This is a genomic window from Glutamicibacter sp. V16R2B1 (assembly GCF_005774635.1).
In the GTDB taxonomy this organism is placed as follows: Bacteria; Actinomycetota; Actinomycetes; order Actinomycetales; family Micrococcaceae; genus Glutamicibacter; species Glutamicibacter creatinolyticus.
On the sequence record NZ_VATX01000012.1, the window covers coordinates 247,019 to 264,578 of the forward strand.

Consider the following 17,560-nt stretch of genomic DNA (forward strand, 5'->3'; position numbering starts at 1 on the left):
ACGGCGCAGGAGTGAACCGAGTAGGGGAGGATCCATGCCAGAGAACAAGGGCAACAGCCGCATCAAGGACGAGGAGCTCTACGAGGAGCTTCGCAAGGAGGGCAACTCCAAGCAGAAGTCCGCCCGCATCGCCAACGCGGCCGCCCGCGACGGGCGCTCGAAGGTGGGTGAACGTGGCGGGGAGTCCGGCAGCTACGAGGACTGGACCGTTCAGCAGCTGCGGGATCGGGCGGCCGAAATCGGCATCGATGGCCGCTCCAAGATGAAGAAGGACGAACTGGTCGAGGCCCTGCGCAATTCGTAGGGCTGCATCCAAGGAAAGGACTGGACCAATGAGTGATCGCAAATCTTCCGACGACTACCCACAGACCGACGAGCAGGAGGCACGCCTGGCCGAACCGGTCGATCAGGAAACCACCGACCAGCAGGCCAGCACCGAGCGCGGCAAGCGCGGCGATGAGCAGACCGGGCCGGCCGGCAAGGGAGCCGACGAAGACGAACAGCGCTTCGACGCGGGATAGGCCGGCAACGGCCCCGCTACACACAACTTTGCACAAGGGAGAACCAATGTCAGACAGCCGTGGAGTATCTCGTCCGCAGAAGAAACGCCCCGGCGTGGGGCTCATGATCTCCGGTGCCATCATCGCGGTGGCCTTCGCCGCGTTCCTGATCTTCGCACCAGGAGCCGGCACCACCAACCCCAGCCCGCTGTGGATCGCCGTGATCTGGGGTGCGCTGATGTTCATCTACGGCGCGTTCCGGGCGATCCGCGGGCGTCACGCATTGGACCACCCGCGCGGCGGCACCAGCGTCGACGGCAAGTAGCCGCACACGCCCGGTGACTGCCACCGCCGCAGCGCGGCGGTGAACCACACCGGACCGTGAAGAAACCAGCCAGGGGCTGCAGATCCCGTTCAAGGGAACTGCAGCCCCTGGTCTGTGGTCCGCCCGCTATCGGGGACCGGCGGGTGCCGCGCCCTCCAGGATGTGGCGCTGGGCGATGAAGAAGACGATGATCATGGGAATGGTGGCAATGACGCTGGCGGTGACGATCAGCTCCCAATGCCAGTTGCCCGCAAAACCAAACTGATCCACCAGGGCCTTCAGCCCGCGGGGGATCGTGAACGTGGTTTCATCGCGCAGGTAGATCAGCGGCCGCATCAGGTCCGTCCAGGCCGCCTGCGTCTCAAAGACCAAGGTCACCACGATCGCCGGCTTGCACAGCGGCAAGGCGAAGTTCCAGTACAGCCGCCAGTCGCTGGCCCCGTCCACGCGGGCCGCCTCGAAGACCTGCCGGGGCAGGCCCAGGAAGAACTGCCGGATCAGGAAAATGTAGAACGCCGAACCGAACAGGTTCTGCGCCCACAGCGGCGTCAACGTCCCCACCTGGCCCAGGGCATCCCAGATCAGGTACGTGGGAATCAGGGTGACCACCCCGGGCAGCATCATGGTGGCCAGAATCAGGATGAACAGCGCGTCCCGGCCGGGGAAGCGGTAGTACGCGAACCCCCAGGCCACCAGGGAACTGCTGAACGTTACGGCCAGAGACGCCAGCACGGTCACCAGGATCGTGTTGCCCATCCACAGGGCCATCGGCGCCGACTGCCAAATGTCCAGGTAGTTCTGCAGTGTTGGGGTCGCGGGGACCAACCGGTTGTCGAAGACCTCTGACTGCGGTTTGAAGGAGGCCGAAAGCAGCCAGATCAACGGGTAGATGAACAGGCCCGTGGCGATCAGCAGGACCACCCAGGACAACAGCTTGCGCACCTTGCGCAGGGCCGTATGCTGCCCGGCCATCTCGCGCGGGGGGCCGGCGATGCTGCTGGTGCTGCGGATGCTAGCCACCGTCTTCTCCTTCGTAGTAGACCAGTTTCCGTCCGGCGAAGTACTGGATCATCGAAATCACCATGATCACCAGGAACAGCACCCAGGCCAGTGCCGAAGCGTAACCCATGTGCAGGTATTCGAAGGCCTGGCGGAACAGGTAGATGACGTAGAACAGGGCCGCGTCATTGCTGTAGGTCTGGTTGCCCGCCCCGAAGTATGCGGTATAGGCCTCGGTAAAGGTCTGCAGCCCCGCAATCGTGTTGACGATGACCAGGAAGAACAGGGTTCCGGAAATCATCGGCAGGGTGATGCGGGTCAGCCGCCGCCAGGCCCCGGCCCCGTCCAGCTTGGCCGCGTCGTACAGGTCCTGCGGCACCTGGTTCAGCGATGCCAGCAGGATCACCACCGATCCGCCCAGCGTCCACAGGCTCATCAGCACCAGGCCCGGGACCACCCAGCGTCCGTCGGTGGTCCACTGCGGGCCGGGGATTCCCACGGCCTCCAGCAGGACGTTGACCGCTCCGGTGTGCCCGTTGAACAGCAACAGCAACAGCACGCCCACCGCCACCGGCGGGGTCATGTTCGGCAGGTAGAACACGGTGCGGAAGAAGCCGCGGCCCCGGATCACCTGCTGCAGCAACAGCGCCAACGCCAGGGCCACCCCAATGTGCAGCGGCACCGAGAGCAGCGTGAAGTACATGGTGTTGCGCAGCGAGAGCAGCACCTTGGGGTCCTCGAAGAGCTCCCGGTAGTTGTCCATCCCCACAAACGACGGGTCGGTCAGCACGTCATAGTCGGTCAGGGACAGGTAGGCGGTGTAGATGATCGGCCAGGCGGTGAAGATCAAAAACCCCAGGATCCATGGGCTGATGAACACCAGCGCGGTCAGCGTGGTGCGCCGCCGCCGGGCCCGCCGGGTGGTTGCGGTTGCCATGGGGCAGCCCTACTGTTCCGAGCTGCTGGCCTGGGAATTGGCCTCCCACTCACTCCACGCCTGGTCCAGGGCCCGCTGGGCCTCATCCTGCGCGGTTTCCAGCGAATCGGTGACCGACGCGTTGCCGCTGAGCACCCGGTTCACCGCATCCAGCCACGCCTGCTTGAACTGTGCGTCGGCCGGCAGGGCCGGGATGGCGAAGGAGTGGTTGTTCGCTTCGTAGGACGCCTCCACGGCCTCGGCCCACGGGGAGGCCAGGTAGTCGTTGGTGTCCACGTACTGCTCCTTGATCTGCTCATCCGCCGTCCGGTTCGCGGTGAACAGGCCCGTGAACGGCTTCTGGTCCTTCACCCGGTCATCCGAGCGGGCCTTGGCCGCCGCCAGCCAGGTGTCGGTGGTGGTCATGGTCTTCAAAAAGCGGCAGGCGGCCTGCGGGTTGTCGCCCCCGCTGGGGATCGCCCAGGCCGAGCCGGTGCCAAAGCTCATCGGCTCACCGGCGGAGGTCTTCATCGTGGTGAACGCCATCGGGGTATCGGGGGAAACGTCGTTGAGGATATTGACGTACCACTGCTCCATGGGCATCGCGCCCAGGGCGTTGGTGGCGAACTGGTTGCCCTTGCCGAAGAAGTCGGCGGAGTCACGCAGCGACTTGACGGTGCCAAAACCGTCCTGCTTTTCGTAGAGGTCGATGCCGAACTCCAGGGCGCTGACCACCTTCGGGTCGTTCAACAGCGCGGTCCGCCCGTCCTCGGACACCAGGGCGGCACCCTCGCCCATGGCCCACAGTGGAAGGAATTCTGGAAGCTTCGGGTCGTAGCCGATGGCCGAGAGCTTGCCGTTCTTGTGCTGCATCATTTTCTCGGCGGCATCGGTGATCAGCTGCGGGTTGGACCCGTCGATGTCCTGCACGGACAGCCCGGCGGAGTTCAGCATTTCGGCGTTGGCCATGATGATCTGCACCTGGTTGAACTCCGGCACCCCGTAGACGTTCCCGTCGAAGGTGACCTGGGCCAGGGCCGACTCGCGGAAGTCATCGGTGTTGATGCCCTCACCCTCAATGCAGGTGTCCAGCGGCATGACCGCCTTGCGGGCGGCCATCGAACCCAACTCGTCCCGGTTGATGTAGATCAAATCCGGGGCCTTGCCGGCGGCAATGGCCGACAGCAGCTGCTGGGTGTCCAGTTCCCCGGCCGGGGCGCTGAGCGTGGCCGGCTTGATGGCCTCCTCGGCCAGGTCGGTGCGGGTGCTGGCCACCTCGTCGGCGTCCCGGTTGAAGCCCATCACATCCAGCTTGCCCTGAAGCTCGGCGTCGGAGGAGAACTCGATGCCCGGATCGTTGTTCTTGTCATTGGTGCTGCCCCGGGCGCAGCCGGTCACGGCGATGGCCGCGACACATGCCAGGGCCAGGGTGCGGACGGCCGGGTGCGCTGGCGGGCGAAGACCGGACGCCGGGGACGGGGAAGAAGAGCGTGACATCGTGACTCCCAGGTGCGCGTGAAGTAACCGGTGCTCAGCGACCGCGCCGGCAGATCCCGGCGCGGGAGCTGAACGTGGTCTCACGATAGAAGCGGTGCCCAGAGTAAGCCATGTCACACGATTTTTAACAGCAAGTACTCAGGTTTAGTGCCCGTTTCCTGGCGAGCGGCGCGCGGAGCGCGGCTATTCGCCGGACTCTTCGTCCTCTTCCTCCAGCTGCAGGTTGCGCCGCTCGTACTCGCGGTGGCTGAACGTCGCCTGGCGCACCGCCTGCTCATCATCGAAGCTCGAGCCGATGGCCCCGCCCATGGTGCCCAGGGATGCGGCCAGCCACGCCAGGTTCAGGTATTCGTCGAGGCTCGCCTCATGGCCCAGCTGTTCGGAGAGGAATTCAATGTCAATGACGGCCAGCGCACCGAGCAGCAGCACTCCGTAGAGCACCAGGTACATGGCGGCGGCCGCCAGCCCCACGGTGACCAGCGTGGCCACGTTGTACAGCACCCAGCGTTCGCGCCTGCGCACCCCGCGCGGGGACTCCCACAGGCGGTTGTGCATGATCAGCCAGGTGGTCAGCACCGCCAGCGAGGTCAGCGTGATCAGGGTCAGCCGGGCGGCGGAGAGGTAGTCGGCCATCTGCCAGATGCTGGTGTAGAACACGCCGAACGCGCCGGTGGCGGCGGCACCGGCCATGGCGGAGGACAGCCGCGGCACCAGCCGCCAGGGACGGTTGCTGCGCACCATCCCGAACACCAGCAGCAGCCGGCCCGAGAGCCCCTCCACCGTGGAGAAGCGGTCCTCCGGCTCCTGCTCGTGCACCACGCTGCCGGTCATTGACAGCAGCCGGTCGGGCATCTTCACCGAGGGCTCGGGGGTCTCGTTGTCCTCGTGCAGTTCCTTGATGGCCCGCAGGACCCAGTCGATCAGGGTGCGGCGGCGGGCCAGGCCCATCATCGGCACCACGATGGTCGCCACCCGGTGGGCGCTGCTGACGATCATGCGCACCGGCCGGCCCTCGACGTACTGCGGGATGTCGGTCAGGTAGACCACGTAGTCCCAGCCCAGGCGCCTGCCCAGCGATTCGGCGTGGTCGTTGATCATCACCCGGCCGGCGGCCGAGACCGGCAGCGACTGCCGGTCGCTGTCGATCTCCCACAGCTTGCCGCCCTCATCGCGGGTGTTCAGGGTGTGGCGTACCGGTTGCAGGACCCGGCCGGCCAGTGTCTGGGCGATTCCGGGATCGGCAAGCAGCCCCACCGTGTAGTCCGGTTCCCGCTGCGGGCTCGCATCGCCCTCGGACTTCTCCTCTGCGGCCATCTGTTCCTGCCTGTCGATCCCGCCGGTGCTCATGCGCCCCACTTTTCAAGGCGCCATCCGGCGGTGCTGGATATGGCACTGTGGTGGCCGGCCAGGGGCCGGGCCACCACAGTGCCTCGTAGTTGTTCAGTATGGGTCAAGCGGCTGTGTGTCTCCTAGTCCTGCGGTTGGGAAACACCGGAGACCATGTCACCGGTGCGCTCCTCGTCGTAGTAGCGGGCCACGTCGGCCTGGGCGAGCATGCCCACCAGCTTGTGCCCGTCGATGACCGGCAGGCGGCGCACCTGGTGCTGCTGCATGGTCTTGATGGCCTCCTCCACGGAGTCATCGGCGCCGATGGTCACCGGCTTGCCCTGGGCGTAGTCGGCGACCTTCACCCGCGAGGTCTCCACCCCGTCGGCCACACAGTTGATGACGATGTCGCGGTCGGTGATGGTTCCGGCCAGCCGCTCATCGCTGCCGCAGATCGGCAGCATGCCCACATCCAGCTGCCGCATGCGCTGCGCGGCGACCTGGATGGAATCCTGCTCGTTGACGCACTCGGCCGGAGAGGTCATGAGTTCTCGTGCGGTCACTGTTGCCATGGTCCTACTTCCTTCCTTTTCAGGGGAACGGAAGCCGGTCGGCTCCCTGAGTTGTCGATGCCCGCCGCCGCTGCCGATGCACTGAAGCAAAATCCGCTGCGGCGGCATCCAGGCACACCCCCAGCGTGGCCGTTGCCCGGGCGCAGCGGCAATGATTGCCAGCAACCTTTATGCCGTTACCGCCGGCGGGCCAAGCTGGGGGCCGCGCATCCTGTAAGAAACCGATTAAGCGTGTTCCCGCGCCACCGTGCGTGGTACTTGGTAGGGGGTCAGCTGTTGCGTGCGCGGCCGCTGGCACCCCACGTTCCCGAATCGAGGAAAGGCGGAACACCACATGGGTTTCATCGACAAGGCCAAGGACGCGATGAAGGAAACCATCGACAAGATCAAGGACCCGGACCAGAACCTGGTGGAGAAGGCCTGGCCGGTTTCCGAGGGGAACCCGGATGTGGATGACCGTCCGGAGCCCGGGGAAGAGGATGACCCCACCGTGGGCATCGACCCGGACCTGGATCCCTCCGAGGGCGACCAGTACGACGACGAGCGCTAGGACCACCGCCGGCGGCAGCCACCGTCCGGCGCACCCCCGGCACCAGCCCATCCCAACCGAAAGGCAGGCATGAAGGCACTGACATGGCAAGGCAAGCGCAAGATCGAGTACACCCAGGTTCCCGACCCGCAGCTGCAGCAGCCCACTGACGCGATCGTGCGGATCACCTCCACCGCGATCTGCGGTTCGGATCTGCACCTGTACGAACTGCTCGGCCCGTTCATGCAGGAGGGGGACATCATCGGCCACGAACCCATGGGCGTGGTCGTTGAGGTGGGCAGCGAGGTGCACAACCTCAAGGTCGGGGACCGGGTGGTGATCCCCTTCAACATCGCCTGCGGCCACTGCTGGATGTGCGAGCATGGGCTGCAGTCCCAGTGCGAAACCACCCAGGTCAAGGACCAGGGCAAGGGGGCGGCACTGTTTGGGTATTCGAAGATGTACGGGCAGGTGCCCGGCGGGCAGGCCGAACTGCTGCGGGTGCCGCACGCCGACTACGGCCCGATCGTGGTGGGCAACGAGCTGCCCGACCACCGCTACCTGTTCCTCTCGGACATCCTGCCCACCGCCTGGCAGGCCGTGCAGTACGCGCAGGTGCCCGATGGCGGGAGCGTGGCGGTCTTCGGGCTGGGGCCGGTCGGGCAGCTGGCCTCCCGCATCGCCACCCACCTGGGCTACCGGGTCATCGGGGTGGACCCGGTGGCCGAACGCCGCGACATGGCCGCCCGCCATGGGGTGGAAACCCTGAACTTCAAGTCCTCCAGCGCCAAGGAACTGGCGGAAATGACCGGTCGCGGACCGGATTCGGTCATTGACGCGGTGGGCATGGAGGCGCACGGTTCACCGGCGGCCTGGGTGGCGCAGCAGGCGACCGGCCTGCTGCCGGGCCCGGTGGCGGAACTGGCGATGAAGCATGCGGCGGTGGACCGCACCGCGGTGCTGCATTCGGCGGTGTCCTCGGTGCGCCGCGGCGGAACGATTTCCCTCAGTGGAGTCTACGGTGGCGCCGTGACACCGATGCCGCTGCTGGAGATGTTCGACAAGCAGATCACCGTGAAGCAGGGCCAGTGCAATGTGCGGCGCTGGATCGATGACCTGCTGCCGCTGACCGAGGATTCAGCTGACCCGCTGGGCCTGGACGACCTGGTCACCCACACCGCCCCGCTCTCCCGCGGGCCGGAGCTCTATGAGACCTTCCAGAAGAAGAAGGACGGCTGCATCAAGGTGGTGCTAACGCCCTAGGGAACCACCAGGCCGAACGGTCCCGGAAGAGTACTCAGGCGCTCTTCCGGGGCCGTTTGGTCTCTGTGGACTTCTTCGCGCTGGAGGTGGTGCCCTTCTTGGCCGCCGGTTTCCTGGCCGCCGTCTTTTTAGCGGCCGGCTTCTTCTCTGCCGACTTTTTGGTCTCCGTCTTCTTCTGCGCAGTTTTCTTCGCGGTGGTTTTTGTGGTGCTGGTCTTCTCGTCCGAGGAGTTCTTGGCCGCTGTCTTCGTGGCCGTGGATTTCTTGGTGCCCTTGGTGGCTGCTTCCTTCTTGGCCGCCGTCTTCTTGCCGCCGGACCCCGAATCAGCGTCCTCATCCTCGGCCTCGGCGTCCTTGGCCGGCTTCGAACGGGTGGCCGCCTCGGCCTCGGCGTCCTTGGCCGGCTTCGAACGGGTGGCCGCCTTGGCCTTGCCGCCGCGCTTGGAATCGATGCTGCGCTTCAGGGCCTCCATCAGGTCAATGACCTCCCCGGAGGATTCGGTCTCGGCCGGGGCCTCACCGAACGTGGCGTCGGTGTCCAGCGCGTCCCCCTGCTTCAGTTTTTCGTCAATGAGGGTGCGCAGCTCGTTCTGGTAGTCGTCCTCGAACTGGCTCGAATCGAAGTCCCCGGTGAACTGCTCCACCAACGCCGCCGACATCTTCAGCTCCTGCGGGGAAATCTTCGCCGCACCATGGGCGGCAGGGAAATCGGCTTCCCGCAATTCATCGCCCCACATCATGGACTGCAGCACCATGACATCGTCACGCACCCGCAGGACGCCCAGCCGGGTCTTCTGGCGCAGCGCGAACTTCACCACCGCCATCAGCTCGGTCTGCTCCAACGTGCGGCGCAGCAGCGCGTAGGCCTTGGGGGACTTGGAATCCGGTTCCAGGTAGTAGCTGCGCTCCAGGGTCAGCGGGTCAATCTGCTCTGCCGGAACGAACTGCACCACATCGATTTCGCGGCTCTTCTCCGAGGGCAGCGCATCCATTTCCTCGTCGGTGAGCACCACGGTCTGCTCACCGGTGTCGTAGGCCTTGTCGATGTGCTGGTAGGTGATCTTCTTCCCGCACACCTCACAGCGCCGCTCGTAGCGGATCCGGCCGCCGTCCTTGTCGTGAACCTGATGCAGGTCAATGTCGTGGTCGCTGGCCGCACTGTAGGCCTTGACCGGCACGTTGACCAGCCCGAACGCAATAGAACCTGTCCAGATAGCACGCATAGGCACAGTCAAGCAGGAAGGCAGCGGCGCTGACTAGGGGGCGCAGCAAACTTCATGGTTCTTCCGCCATCACCCGGCCCCGCTGTCCGCCGGCGGGGCGGACAACCGCAAAGCTTGCCATGAGCGGTTGGGCACCGTCACCCGGCAGGGCACAGTGGGAAACAGCGGCACGGACCTTGAACAAGGAGCCGGGCCAACGCACGATGGCAGTAGCCGGCACGTGGGAAGCGTGCGGCAGATAAGGGAGGGACGCATGGCTCGGCGGGGCGGCGAACAAAGCGTGAGCATTGACGGACACACCCTGCGGGTCAGCAACCTGGACAAGGTGCTGTATCCGCAGACCGGGACCACCAAGGGTGAGGTGATCGACTACTACACCCGGGTGGCGCCCACCCTGATCAGCTACGCGGCCTGGCGCCCGGCCACCCGCAAACGCTGGGTCGAAGGGGTCGGTACGGAGGACAAGCCGCTGCAGCCGTTCTTCCGCAAGGACCTGGAGGACTCCGCCCCCAGCTGGATTCCCACCGGGAAGATCCAGCATTCGGATCACGTGAACACCTACCCGCTGGTCAACGAACCGGCGGTCCTGGCCTGGCTCGGGCAGGTGGCCGCCCTGGAAATCCATGTCCCGCAGTGGCGCTTTGATCCCACCCTGAACCCGCAGAACCCGGACCGCATGGTGCTGGACTTGGATCCCGGGCCCGGGGCCGGACTGGCCGAATGCGTTCAGGTGGCCAAATGGTGCCGGGAAATCCTGGAGGGGATGGGCATGCAGGCGCTGCCGGTGACCAGCGGGTCCAAGGGCATCCACCTGTATGCGCCGCTGGATGGCACCCATACTTCCGAGCAGATCTCCGCGGTCGCCCGTGAGATGGCCCGTTCCCTGGAGCAGGACCAGCCGGAGCTGGTGGTCTCGAACATGAAGCGCTCGCTGCGTGAGGGGAAGGTGCTTGTGGACTGGAGCCAGAACAACGCGGCCAAGACCACCATCTGCCCGTATTCCCTGCGCGGACGCGCCCACCCGACCGTGGCCGTTCCCCGGCACTGGGAGGAACTGGAGGATCCGGATCTGCGCCACCTGGAGTACCCGGAGGTGCTGCAGCGCCTGGAGGAGGGCAACGACCCGCTCACCCCGCTGGCCGATACGGCCAGCACGGATCGGCTGGCCACCTACCGCTCCATGCGCGATGCGGCCAAGACCCCGGAGCCGGTGCCCGAACCACGCACCAAGACCACGCTGCGCACGGTCGGGCAGCAGGCCACGTTCGTCATCCAGAAACACCAGGCCCGCCGCCTGCATTGGGATTTCCGGCTGGAGCACGACGGGGTGCTGGTGTCCTGGGCGGTGCCCAAGGGACCGCCGCTGCGCCAGGGCGTGCACCGGCTGGCCGTCATGACCGAAGACCACCCGCTGGAATACGCCAGCTTCCACGGCAGCATCCCCAAGGGGGAGTACGGGGCGGGCACCGTGGAAATCTGGGACACCGGCACCTGCCGGATCGAGGAGTGGGAGGACGACAAGAAGGTCATCGCCGTGCTGGAGGGACGCCCCGACGGCGGGCTGGAGGGCGTACCGCGCCGCTTCGTGCTCATCCACGCGAAGAACATGGGTGGGGAGCGCAACTGGCTGCTGCAGCTGACCAAGGACCAGCCCTCCGAACACGAGCGGTCCGAACCGGAACCGAGCGAGGAACCAGGCGCACCGGCTTCCCCCACCAAGGCCCGGGCCACCCGCAAATCTAACGGCAACGGGCCGAGGCCCGCGCAGCTGCGCGAACTGCGTCCGATGCTGGCCACCGCCGGAAGTCTGGGGGACATCGACCCGGAGGAATGCTGGTCCTTTGAAATGAAATGGGACGGCTACCGCGCCCTGGTGGGCACCACCGGGGGAAAGCTGAGCATCACCAGCCGCAACGGCAAGGACCTGACCGAGCTGTTCCCCGAACTGGCTGAAATCACCGGGCTGGCCCCGCAGGGCAGCATCCTGGACGGGGAAATCGTGGCGTTGGATTCCACGGGGCGCCCCGACTTCGGGTTGCTGCAGCAGCGGCTGTCCAGCACCGCCAAGTCCTCGCGGTCCACCGCCAAGGCCCGCTCCGGTGCCGGGAAACCGGATGTGCACCTGATGCTCTTTGACGCGTTGGCGTTGCCCGGTGAGGGTGGAGCGATGCAGGACCTGACCGATGAGATCTACCAGGTGCGCCGCGAACGGCTGCAGCAGGCGGTGCGCGAAGGCCGTTTCATCCACATTCCACCGGCCCATCATGGGGCGGCGCCGGACGCGGTGGCCACCAGCGAAGAGCTGGGGCTGGAAGGCATCGTCGCCAAGGAATGCGACAGCAGCTATGAACCGGGCCGGCGCAGCCGCGAATGGATCAAGATCAAGCACCAGGCCCACCAGGAGGTGGTGGTGATCGGCTGGCGGCAGGGCCAGGGGGCGCGCAGCTCCAGCTTTGGCTCCCTGCTGCTGGCCATCCCCGACCAGCAGGGCACCTTGCACTACGCCGGGCGGGTGGGCACCGGGTTCCGCGAGGAACAGCTGACCCAGATCCGCGCCCGGCTTCAGAAGCTCACCCGCAAGACCCCGCCGGCCAAGGACGTGCCGGCCGCCGATCAGCGCGACGCCCACTGGGTCAGCCCGAAGCTGGTCGGCGAGGTGCAATACAGCGAGACCACCCGGGACGGGCGCCTGCGCCATCCGGTGTGGCGCGGCTGGCGCCCGGACAAGGACCCGGAGCAGGTCCGCCGCGAATAACCGCCCACTTATCGCTGGCTGGGATCTTGCTGGACGTCCTTGGGACTGAGCCCGGCCAGATGACAGGGTGGTGGCAACCGGTGCGAAACGAACCGGACTCGATCACGGAAAGGAGAAGGACCATGCAAACTTGTGCCAATTGCGGAAACACGGCCCAGGACATGTTCAGTATCACCCGCGACGAGATGACCCGGCACTTTGACAGTTTTGAATGCGCGATCCACATGATGGCCCCGCGCTGCGCGCACTGTCAGTGTGCCATTCTCGGCCACCCGGTGCGCAAGGAGGGCGGAGCGTTCTGCTGCTCCCACTGCGCCGAGGGAAGCGAATCGTCGCAGGTGCCCACGCAGTAATCGCGAAGCACGGCGGCTGGCCGAAGCACCGAGGGCTTCTTCGCACCCAGCCACTATCCGCAACCACCAATTTCCAATTCACCAACCATCAGCAACAGCCCGCCACCGGCGGGAAGTAAGGGGATAGAAATGAAAATCCTGATCCGTCTGCTGAGTCTGGGAGTGTCGATGCTGGCCGGACTGGTCGGCACCAAGCTCATCAGCGCCGTCTGGCGCAAGGGCACCGGCGAAGAGCCGCCGAGCCCGGCCAACCCAAAGGAACAGCAGCAGGCCACCGTGCCCAAGCTGCTGGTCTTCGCCGCGATTTCCGGGGCGAGCGCCGCGGTCATCCAGGCCATCACCAAGCGCTGGACCGGCCAGCTGGAAGCCAAGGTCGGCTAGCCAGCCCGCGGGCCAGGGCCAACAGGAGACAGCATGACACAGCTCAGTGGGGACTTCCGGCATCCGGCCTTGCTGCTCATCGACCTGCAGAACGCGTTCTTTGAGACCGAGGAGCTGGCCGCCAAGCGCGATCAGGTGGTGGCCAACTGCAACCGCCTGATCGCCGCCGCCCGCGAGGCCGGGGTACCGGTGATCAACGCCCGCACCGTGCACAAGCGTGACGGCTCCACCTGGACCCTGAAGATGCTGGAGGACGAACAGGGCTACCTGTTCGAGGGCACCGAGCAGGCCGAGAACCTGAGTGAACTGGACCTGGACGGGGCCATCAGCATCATCAAGCGGCGCGACAGCGTCTTTTGGAACACCGAACTGCTCACCCAGCTGCTGCAGCACCGGGTCACCTCGCTGATCATGGCCGGGGTGTCCTCGCACACCTGCGTGGCGGCCACCGCCTCGGACGCGTTCGCCGCGAACCTGGCCGTGGTCGTGGCCACCGACGCGGTGGCCTCCGAGGACCCGGATTTTGAGGATGTCACCCTGAAGCTGCTGCGCGAGCAGCACCGCCAGCGCCTGGCCGAAACCTCCTCCATTGTGCGCCTGCTCCAGGTCTCGCACTCCCACCACAACGAATCGACCGACCCCAACCCGTTGGAGAATGCACCCACGAACACCGGGCGCGAACGAAAGGACTGAGGACATGACCCTGAACAACTCCGAATTTGACGACGTGCGCCGCGACGAGGACATCGACGAGCCGATCGACGGACGCGACAGCCAGCCGGTCAGCGAAGGCTCCTCCGACGCCCCGCAGACCCTGGAATCCGAGGATCCGCTGCGCGGCCAGGACGCCATCCTGGACGAGGACGACGAACACGCCTTCGGCACCGGGCCGCTGGAGGGCGACGACGAGGAGCGGATCGTGGGCGACCCGCAGCTCGAACAGGACATCGACCCAGGGGTGGACGAAGCCCGGCCCGCCAACCAGGGCGACCACCGCGACGACCCGGACCTGGACTGACCCCAGGGCCTTCCCACCCGCCCCGGCTGCCGGTTGGCAGCCGGGGCGCGGCGCGAGAGCACACACAGGAGGCAGCAATGACTGAGCGACTAGTGGCCGATACCCTCGTGGACCGGCTTGCCGAGTGGGGCGTCACCCGCATCTACGGCTACAGCGGGGACGGGATCAACACGTTCCTCGGCGCGCTGCGGCGCAAATCCATGCCGTTCATCCAGGCCCGGCATGAGGAAGCCGCCGGGTTCATGGCGGTGGCCCACAGCAAGTACGCGCTCGGCCAGCTTGGCCAGCAGGCCGATACCGGCACCGGGGTGGACATCGGGGTGATGACCTCCACCCAGGGCCCCGGGGCGGTGCACCTGCTCAACGCCCTGTACGACGCAAAACTGGACAGCATTCCGGTGGTGGCCATCGTCGGGCAGCAGAACCGGCCCTCCCTGGGCAGCGAATACCAGCAGGAAATCGACCTGGAGGGCATGTTCCAGGATGTGGCCGCCTACCGGGAGGAAGTGACCACCGCCGAACAGGTGATCCCGGTGCTTGACCGGGCGCTGCGCACCGCGCTGGCCACCTCCGCGCCCGCCGTGGTGATCGTGCCGCACGACGTGCAGCAGCAGGCCGAAAAGATCCCCGGCGGCTCCCACGGCCAGATTCCCACCGCCGCCAGCTGGCAGCGCTCCAACGCGATGCCCGGCGAAGCCGAACTGCAGCAGGCCGCGGCCCTGCTCGATGACAGCGAACGCATCACCCTGCTGGTCGGCCAGGGCGTCCGGCAGGCCGGGGAACAGGTGCGCCAACTGGCCCACGAGCTGGACGCGGCGGTGGTCACCAGCCTGCTGGGCAAACCTTACGTGGATGAAACCCTGCCCACCAGCGCCGGGGTCATGGGGCACCTGGGCACCTCGGCCAGCGCCGCGGTGATGGAGGAATGCGACGCCCTGCTGATCATTGGCTCCAATGACCCATGGACCGAGTTCTACCCCAAGCCCGGCAGCGCCCGGGGCGTGCAGATCGACATCTCCGCCCAGCGCCCGGGCAACCGCTACCCGGTGGAGGTCGCCCTGGTCGGCGACGCGGCGCTGAGCCTGGAACGGCTCCAACAGCTGATCACCCGCCGCGCCGGGCAGCGCGGCGCCTGGCGGCAACGGGTCGAGGAACACGTGCGCAACTGGCATGAGGTGCGCCGCCAGCGGGCCGCGGTGCCCGCCCGGCCGATCAACCCCGAACTGGTGGTGCGCGAACTGGGCGAACACCTGCCGCACGACGCCCAGCTGGCCCTGGACGTGGGAAGCTGCGTGTACTGGTACGCCCGGCAGCTGATCCTGCCGCCGAATGTGCCCGCCCACCTGTGCAGCACCCTGGCCAGCATGGGCGGGGGAGTGCCCTACGGGATCGCGGCCAAGCTGCTGCACCCGGACCGTCCGGTGGTGGTGCTGGCCGGCGACGGCGGCATGCAGATGAGCGGCAACGCGGAACTGATCACCCTGGCCGCCCAGTGGAAGAACTGGTCGAATCCCGGGTTCGTGGTCTGCGTGCTGAACAACTCCGATCTGGCCGAGGTCACCTGGGAGCAGCGTGAAACGGAAGGGGACCCGCGCTACGAGCAGAGCCAGCAGCTGCCCGGCTTCCCATTCGCCGAATACGCCCGGCTGCTGGGCCTGGGCGGCATCAAGGTCACCGACCCGCAACAGCTCGGCGCCGCCTGGCACCAGGCGCTGAACGAGGAGCGCCCGGTGGTCCTGGAGGTGCACACCGACCCGGACACCCCGCTGCTGCCCCCGGTGCCGCACCTCGTGCAGAAGCTGCCGGACCTGCGCAACGGCCTGGAACAGGAAGGCGATTCCGGCGCCCACGGCCTGGAGCTGCTGGAACGCTACGTGAAAATCGAAACCGACCTGTTCGGTTCGCAGGAGGGATAGCCCATGGAGGTCACCACCGTCGCCGACGGCATCTACCTGGTGTCCGCGGCCAACGTGAACTGCTATGTGGTGGAGGACGAGCAGGGCTGCACCCTCATCGATGCCGGCCTGCCCGCGATGCGCCACGCCCTGGCCGGGCTGCTGGCCGGACTGGAACGCCACGGCAAGCCGTTGCGGGCCATCGTGCTCACCCACGGACACTTCGACCACGTGGGCACCGCCCGCTGGGCCCAGCAGCGCTACCGGGTGCCGGTCTACGTGCACGCCCTGGACCGGCGGCTGGCCGCCCACCCCTACCGCTACCGGTCCCAGGGCAGCCGTCTGCTCTACCCGCTGGCCCACCCGCAGGCCCTGCCCGGGCTCGGGCAGATGATGCTGCATGGCGCCCTGTGGGTGCGCGGGGTGCAGGAAACCGACACCTGGCAGGAGCAGCAGCCGCTGCCGGTGCCCGGCAACCCGGTTCCGATCCACACCCCGGGGCACACCGACGGGCACTGCGCGCTGCACCTGCCCGAGCGTGACGTGGTGTTCTCCGGCGATGCGGTGGTGACCTTGGATCCGTACAACACCCGCACCGGTCCACGGATCGTGGCCAGCGCCGCCACCGCGGACCTTGACCAGGCGCTGCGCTCCCTGGAGCCCATCGCCCAGACCGAGGCCCGCACGCTGCTCAGCGGCCACGGCCAGCCCTGGCATTCCGGGGCCCGAAGCGCAGTGGAGGAGGCCCGGAAGGCGAAGGCCGACTAGGTCACCGGCCCACCAGGGCCTTCCGAGCGTATTCGATCGAACCCGCGTCCCCGCCCCGTCCGACTCCGGACGGGGCGGGGACGCGGCCGTGTCAGACCGAATCGGCGGAGTCCGCGGAGGCCTCCTGGGTGAAGAAGGAAACCTTCCCGCTGGCCTCCATGATCGCCAGGCGGATCTCACTGTATTTTTCGATGCCCGACTGGCGGGCCAGCATGCTCAGCTCGTCAATGCCGATGCGTTCACGGTGCAGCGCCTTGCGGTCAATCTGCCCGTCCCGCACCAGCACGATGGGCCGGCCCTGGGTGATCTTTCCGAACTTGGGCCAGCGCATGTTCGCATAGCCCAGGATCGCGGCGAGCAGGACCACGGTGGTCACTGCCAGCAGGCTGCCGGTCAGGCTGCGGTCGTTCATGGTGATTCCCTGCTGGACCAGGTCACCCAGGACCACGAAGACCACCAGTTCAAAGGAGCTCAGCTCCCCGAGGGTGGCCCGCCCCGCGGCGCGGGTGACCAGCCAGATAATGAAGAAGGCGATGGCTGCACGGATGACTATTTCCATTACGGAATCCTCCAGGTCTTGAAGTCAAGCGCAGCCGTCTCGGGTTTGCCGGTGTCCACGGTGAGGGTACCGGCGGTGGCCGGCTCCCACTCCTCGGACGCTTCGCCGGTCAGTTTCAGGTGAAACTCCTTGGCGCCGGGTTCGGTGGCCAGGGTGAGCTGGATGTTCCCATCCCCATCGGCGGTCTGCGATTCGGGATCAGGGTAGATGTCCAGACCCTCGAAGAAGGAGAGGTACTCTTCGGTGAGCCCCACCGTGATCGTCTCCGGAAGGCCCTCGGAGTCATTGATGTCCAGTTCAAGCTCGATCTCATTACCGGCCCGAGCCACCGACGGGTAAGACAACTCCACGTTGCCGTTCTGCAGGTTTTGCGAGACCGTGGCCTCCCGATCAAAGGAGTGGGCCAGGGCCGCGAGGATGAACAGCGCCGTCGTTATCAGAATTAGAAGGCTGGCCAGTCTCCGCCTGCGGTTCTCATCCTCATCGATCACGTCATCCAGCGTTGAATCATTGACCTTCGCCTGGTAGATGTTCCGCATCGTCTCCTCCTGTCGATTTCTCCCCGAAAGGCTGAGCATTGAGCAGGGACAAAAACTGCATTATTCATACTCTCTATCACTGATGCTAGTTCTATTTCCCTTGTCAGAGTCTGGTTTCAGGATTCTCTCAGACAGCACCGAGT

At 66.4% G+C, this 17,560-nt stretch carries 20 protein-coding genes; 12 read left to right on the forward strand and 8 right to left on the reverse strand.

What is annotated here, in order from left to right; all coding sequences use genetic code 11:
• Nucleotides 1-34 precede the first annotated feature (34 nt).
• From FDN03_RS08510 to FDN03_RS08520, 3 genes are read left to right on the forward strand one after another with little or no spacing between them, the layout of a single operon-like run.
• A complete protein-coding gene (locus FDN03_RS08510; RefSeq protein WP_054821349.1) occupies nucleotides 35-304 on the forward strand; it encodes a Rho termination factor N-terminal domain-containing protein in 270 nt (89 codons plus the stop codon).
• A gap of 28 nt (nucleotides 305-332) precedes the next feature.
• Nucleotides 333-521, forward strand: coding sequence for a hypothetical protein (locus FDN03_RS08515; protein ID WP_138175947.1), 189 nt, complete (start codon nucleotides 333-335; stop codon nucleotides 519-521).
• A 46-nt stretch (nucleotides 522-567) separates the two neighbouring features.
• Complete coding sequence (locus FDN03_RS08520) at nucleotides 568-825, forward strand: hypothetical protein (protein WP_138175949.1); 258 nt, start codon at nucleotides 568-570, stop codon at nucleotides 823-825.
• Between the two features lie 126 nt (nucleotides 826-951).
• Here the strand turns inward: FDN03_RS08520 and FDN03_RS08525 are convergent, their stop codons facing one another.
• The 5 genes from FDN03_RS08525 to FDN03_RS08545 form a co-directional block, all read right to left on the reverse strand.
• Nucleotides 952-1,845, reverse strand: coding sequence for a carbohydrate ABC transporter permease (locus tag FDN03_RS08525; RefSeq protein ID WP_249354440.1), 894 nt, complete (start codon nucleotides 1,843-1,845; stop codon nucleotides 952-954).
• Entirely contained in the window at nucleotides 1,838-2,761 is a 924-nt protein-coding gene (locus FDN03_RS08530; protein WP_138175951.1) for a sugar ABC transporter permease, read from the reverse strand. The genes FDN03_RS08525 and FDN03_RS08530 overlap by 8 nt, the downstream gene beginning before the upstream one ends.
• A 9-nt stretch (nucleotides 2,762-2,770) precedes the next feature.
• On the reverse strand, nucleotides 2,771-4,237 hold the full coding sequence (locus tag FDN03_RS08535; RefSeq protein WP_138175953.1) for an extracellular solute-binding protein: 1,467 nt from the start codon (nucleotides 4,235-4,237) through the stop codon (nucleotides 2,771-2,773).
• Between the two features lie 183 nt (nucleotides 4,238-4,420).
• Complete coding sequence (locus FDN03_RS08540) at nucleotides 4,421-5,584, reverse strand: hypothetical protein (protein ID WP_138175955.1); 1,164 nt, start codon at nucleotides 5,582-5,584, stop codon at nucleotides 4,421-4,423.
• A 122-nt stretch (nucleotides 5,585-5,706) separates the two neighbouring features.
• The gene (locus FDN03_RS08545) at nucleotides 5,707-6,135 is read right to left on the reverse strand and encodes a CBS domain-containing protein (protein WP_054821703.1); all 429 of its coding nucleotides are present in this window, start codon (nucleotides 6,133-6,135) and stop codon (nucleotides 5,707-5,709) included.
• A gap of 334 nt (nucleotides 6,136-6,469) precedes the next feature.
• Here FDN03_RS08545 and FDN03_RS08550 point away from each other — a divergent pair, with 334 nt between their 5' ends.
• Nucleotides 6,470-6,685, forward strand: coding sequence for a hypothetical protein (locus FDN03_RS08550; RefSeq protein ID WP_138175957.1), 216 nt, complete (start codon nucleotides 6,470-6,472; stop codon nucleotides 6,683-6,685).
• Between the two features lie 69 nt (nucleotides 6,686-6,754).
• The gene (locus tag FDN03_RS08555; protein WP_138175959.1) at nucleotides 6,755-7,927 is read left to right on the forward strand and encodes an alcohol dehydrogenase catalytic domain-containing protein; all 1,173 of its coding nucleotides are present in this window, start codon (nucleotides 6,755-6,757) and stop codon (nucleotides 7,925-7,927) included.
• A 34-nt stretch (nucleotides 7,928-7,961) separates the two neighbouring features.
• Here the strand turns inward: FDN03_RS08555 and FDN03_RS08560 are convergent, their stop codons facing one another.
• Complete coding sequence (locus tag FDN03_RS08560) at nucleotides 7,962-9,149, reverse strand: Ku protein (RefSeq protein WP_138175961.1); 1,188 nt, start codon at nucleotides 9,147-9,149, stop codon at nucleotides 7,962-7,964.
• Nucleotides 9,150-9,402: 253 nt separating this feature from the next.
• Here FDN03_RS08560 and FDN03_RS08565 point away from each other — a divergent pair, with 253 nt between their 5' ends.
• From FDN03_RS08565 to FDN03_RS08595, 7 genes are all read left to right on the forward strand, one after another.
• Complete coding sequence (locus tag FDN03_RS08565; RefSeq protein WP_138175963.1) at nucleotides 9,403-11,904, forward strand: ATP-dependent DNA ligase; 2,502 nt, start codon at nucleotides 9,403-9,405, stop codon at nucleotides 11,902-11,904.
• 161 nt (nucleotides 11,905-12,065) lie between these two features.
• Nucleotides 12,066-12,257, forward strand: coding sequence for a hypothetical protein (locus FDN03_RS08570; RefSeq protein ID WP_306420721.1), 192 nt, complete (start codon nucleotides 12,066-12,068; stop codon nucleotides 12,255-12,257).
• Between the two features lie 129 nt (nucleotides 12,258-12,386).
• Nucleotides 12,387-12,638: a DUF4235 domain-containing protein gene (locus FDN03_RS08575; protein WP_054821171.1), complete on the forward strand. Its 252-nt coding sequence runs from the start codon at nucleotides 12,387-12,389 to the stop codon at nucleotides 12,636-12,638.
• A 33-nt stretch (nucleotides 12,639-12,671) separates the two neighbouring features.
• The gene (locus FDN03_RS08580) at nucleotides 12,672-13,331 is read left to right on the forward strand and encodes an isochorismatase family cysteine hydrolase (RefSeq protein ID WP_138175965.1); all 660 of its coding nucleotides are present in this window, start codon (nucleotides 12,672-12,674) and stop codon (nucleotides 13,329-13,331) included.
• Between the two features lie 4 nt (nucleotides 13,332-13,335).
• Nucleotides 13,336-13,656 (forward strand): hypothetical protein, encoded by a 321-nt coding sequence (locus FDN03_RS08585; protein ID WP_138175967.1) that lies wholly within the window; start codon nucleotides 13,336-13,338, stop codon nucleotides 13,654-13,656.
• Nucleotides 13,657-13,733: 77 nt separating this feature from the next.
• A complete protein-coding gene (locus FDN03_RS08590; protein WP_138175969.1) occupies nucleotides 13,734-15,572 on the forward strand; it encodes a thiamine pyrophosphate-requiring protein in 1,839 nt (612 codons plus the stop codon).
• Between the two features lie 3 nt (nucleotides 15,573-15,575).
• Nucleotides 15,576-16,319, forward strand: a complete 744-nt coding sequence (locus FDN03_RS08595; RefSeq protein WP_138175971.1) for an MBL fold metallo-hydrolase — start codon at nucleotides 15,576-15,578, stop codon at nucleotides 16,317-16,319.
• 91 nt (nucleotides 16,320-16,410) lie between these two features.
• Here FDN03_RS08595 and FDN03_RS08600 read toward each other — a convergent pair whose 3' ends face one another.
• Nucleotides 16,411-16,878 carry a YetF domain-containing protein gene (locus tag FDN03_RS08600; protein ID WP_138175973.1) on the reverse strand — a complete coding sequence of 156 codons (468 nt, stop codon included), beginning with the start codon at nucleotides 16,876-16,878 and terminating at the stop codon, nucleotides 16,411-16,413.
• Nucleotides 16,878-17,417, reverse strand: coding sequence for a hypothetical protein (locus FDN03_RS08605; RefSeq protein ID WP_138175975.1), 540 nt, complete (start codon nucleotides 17,415-17,417; stop codon nucleotides 16,878-16,880). The genes FDN03_RS08600 and FDN03_RS08605 overlap by 1 nt, the downstream gene beginning before the upstream one ends.
• Nucleotides 17,418-17,560: the final 143 nt, after the last annotated feature.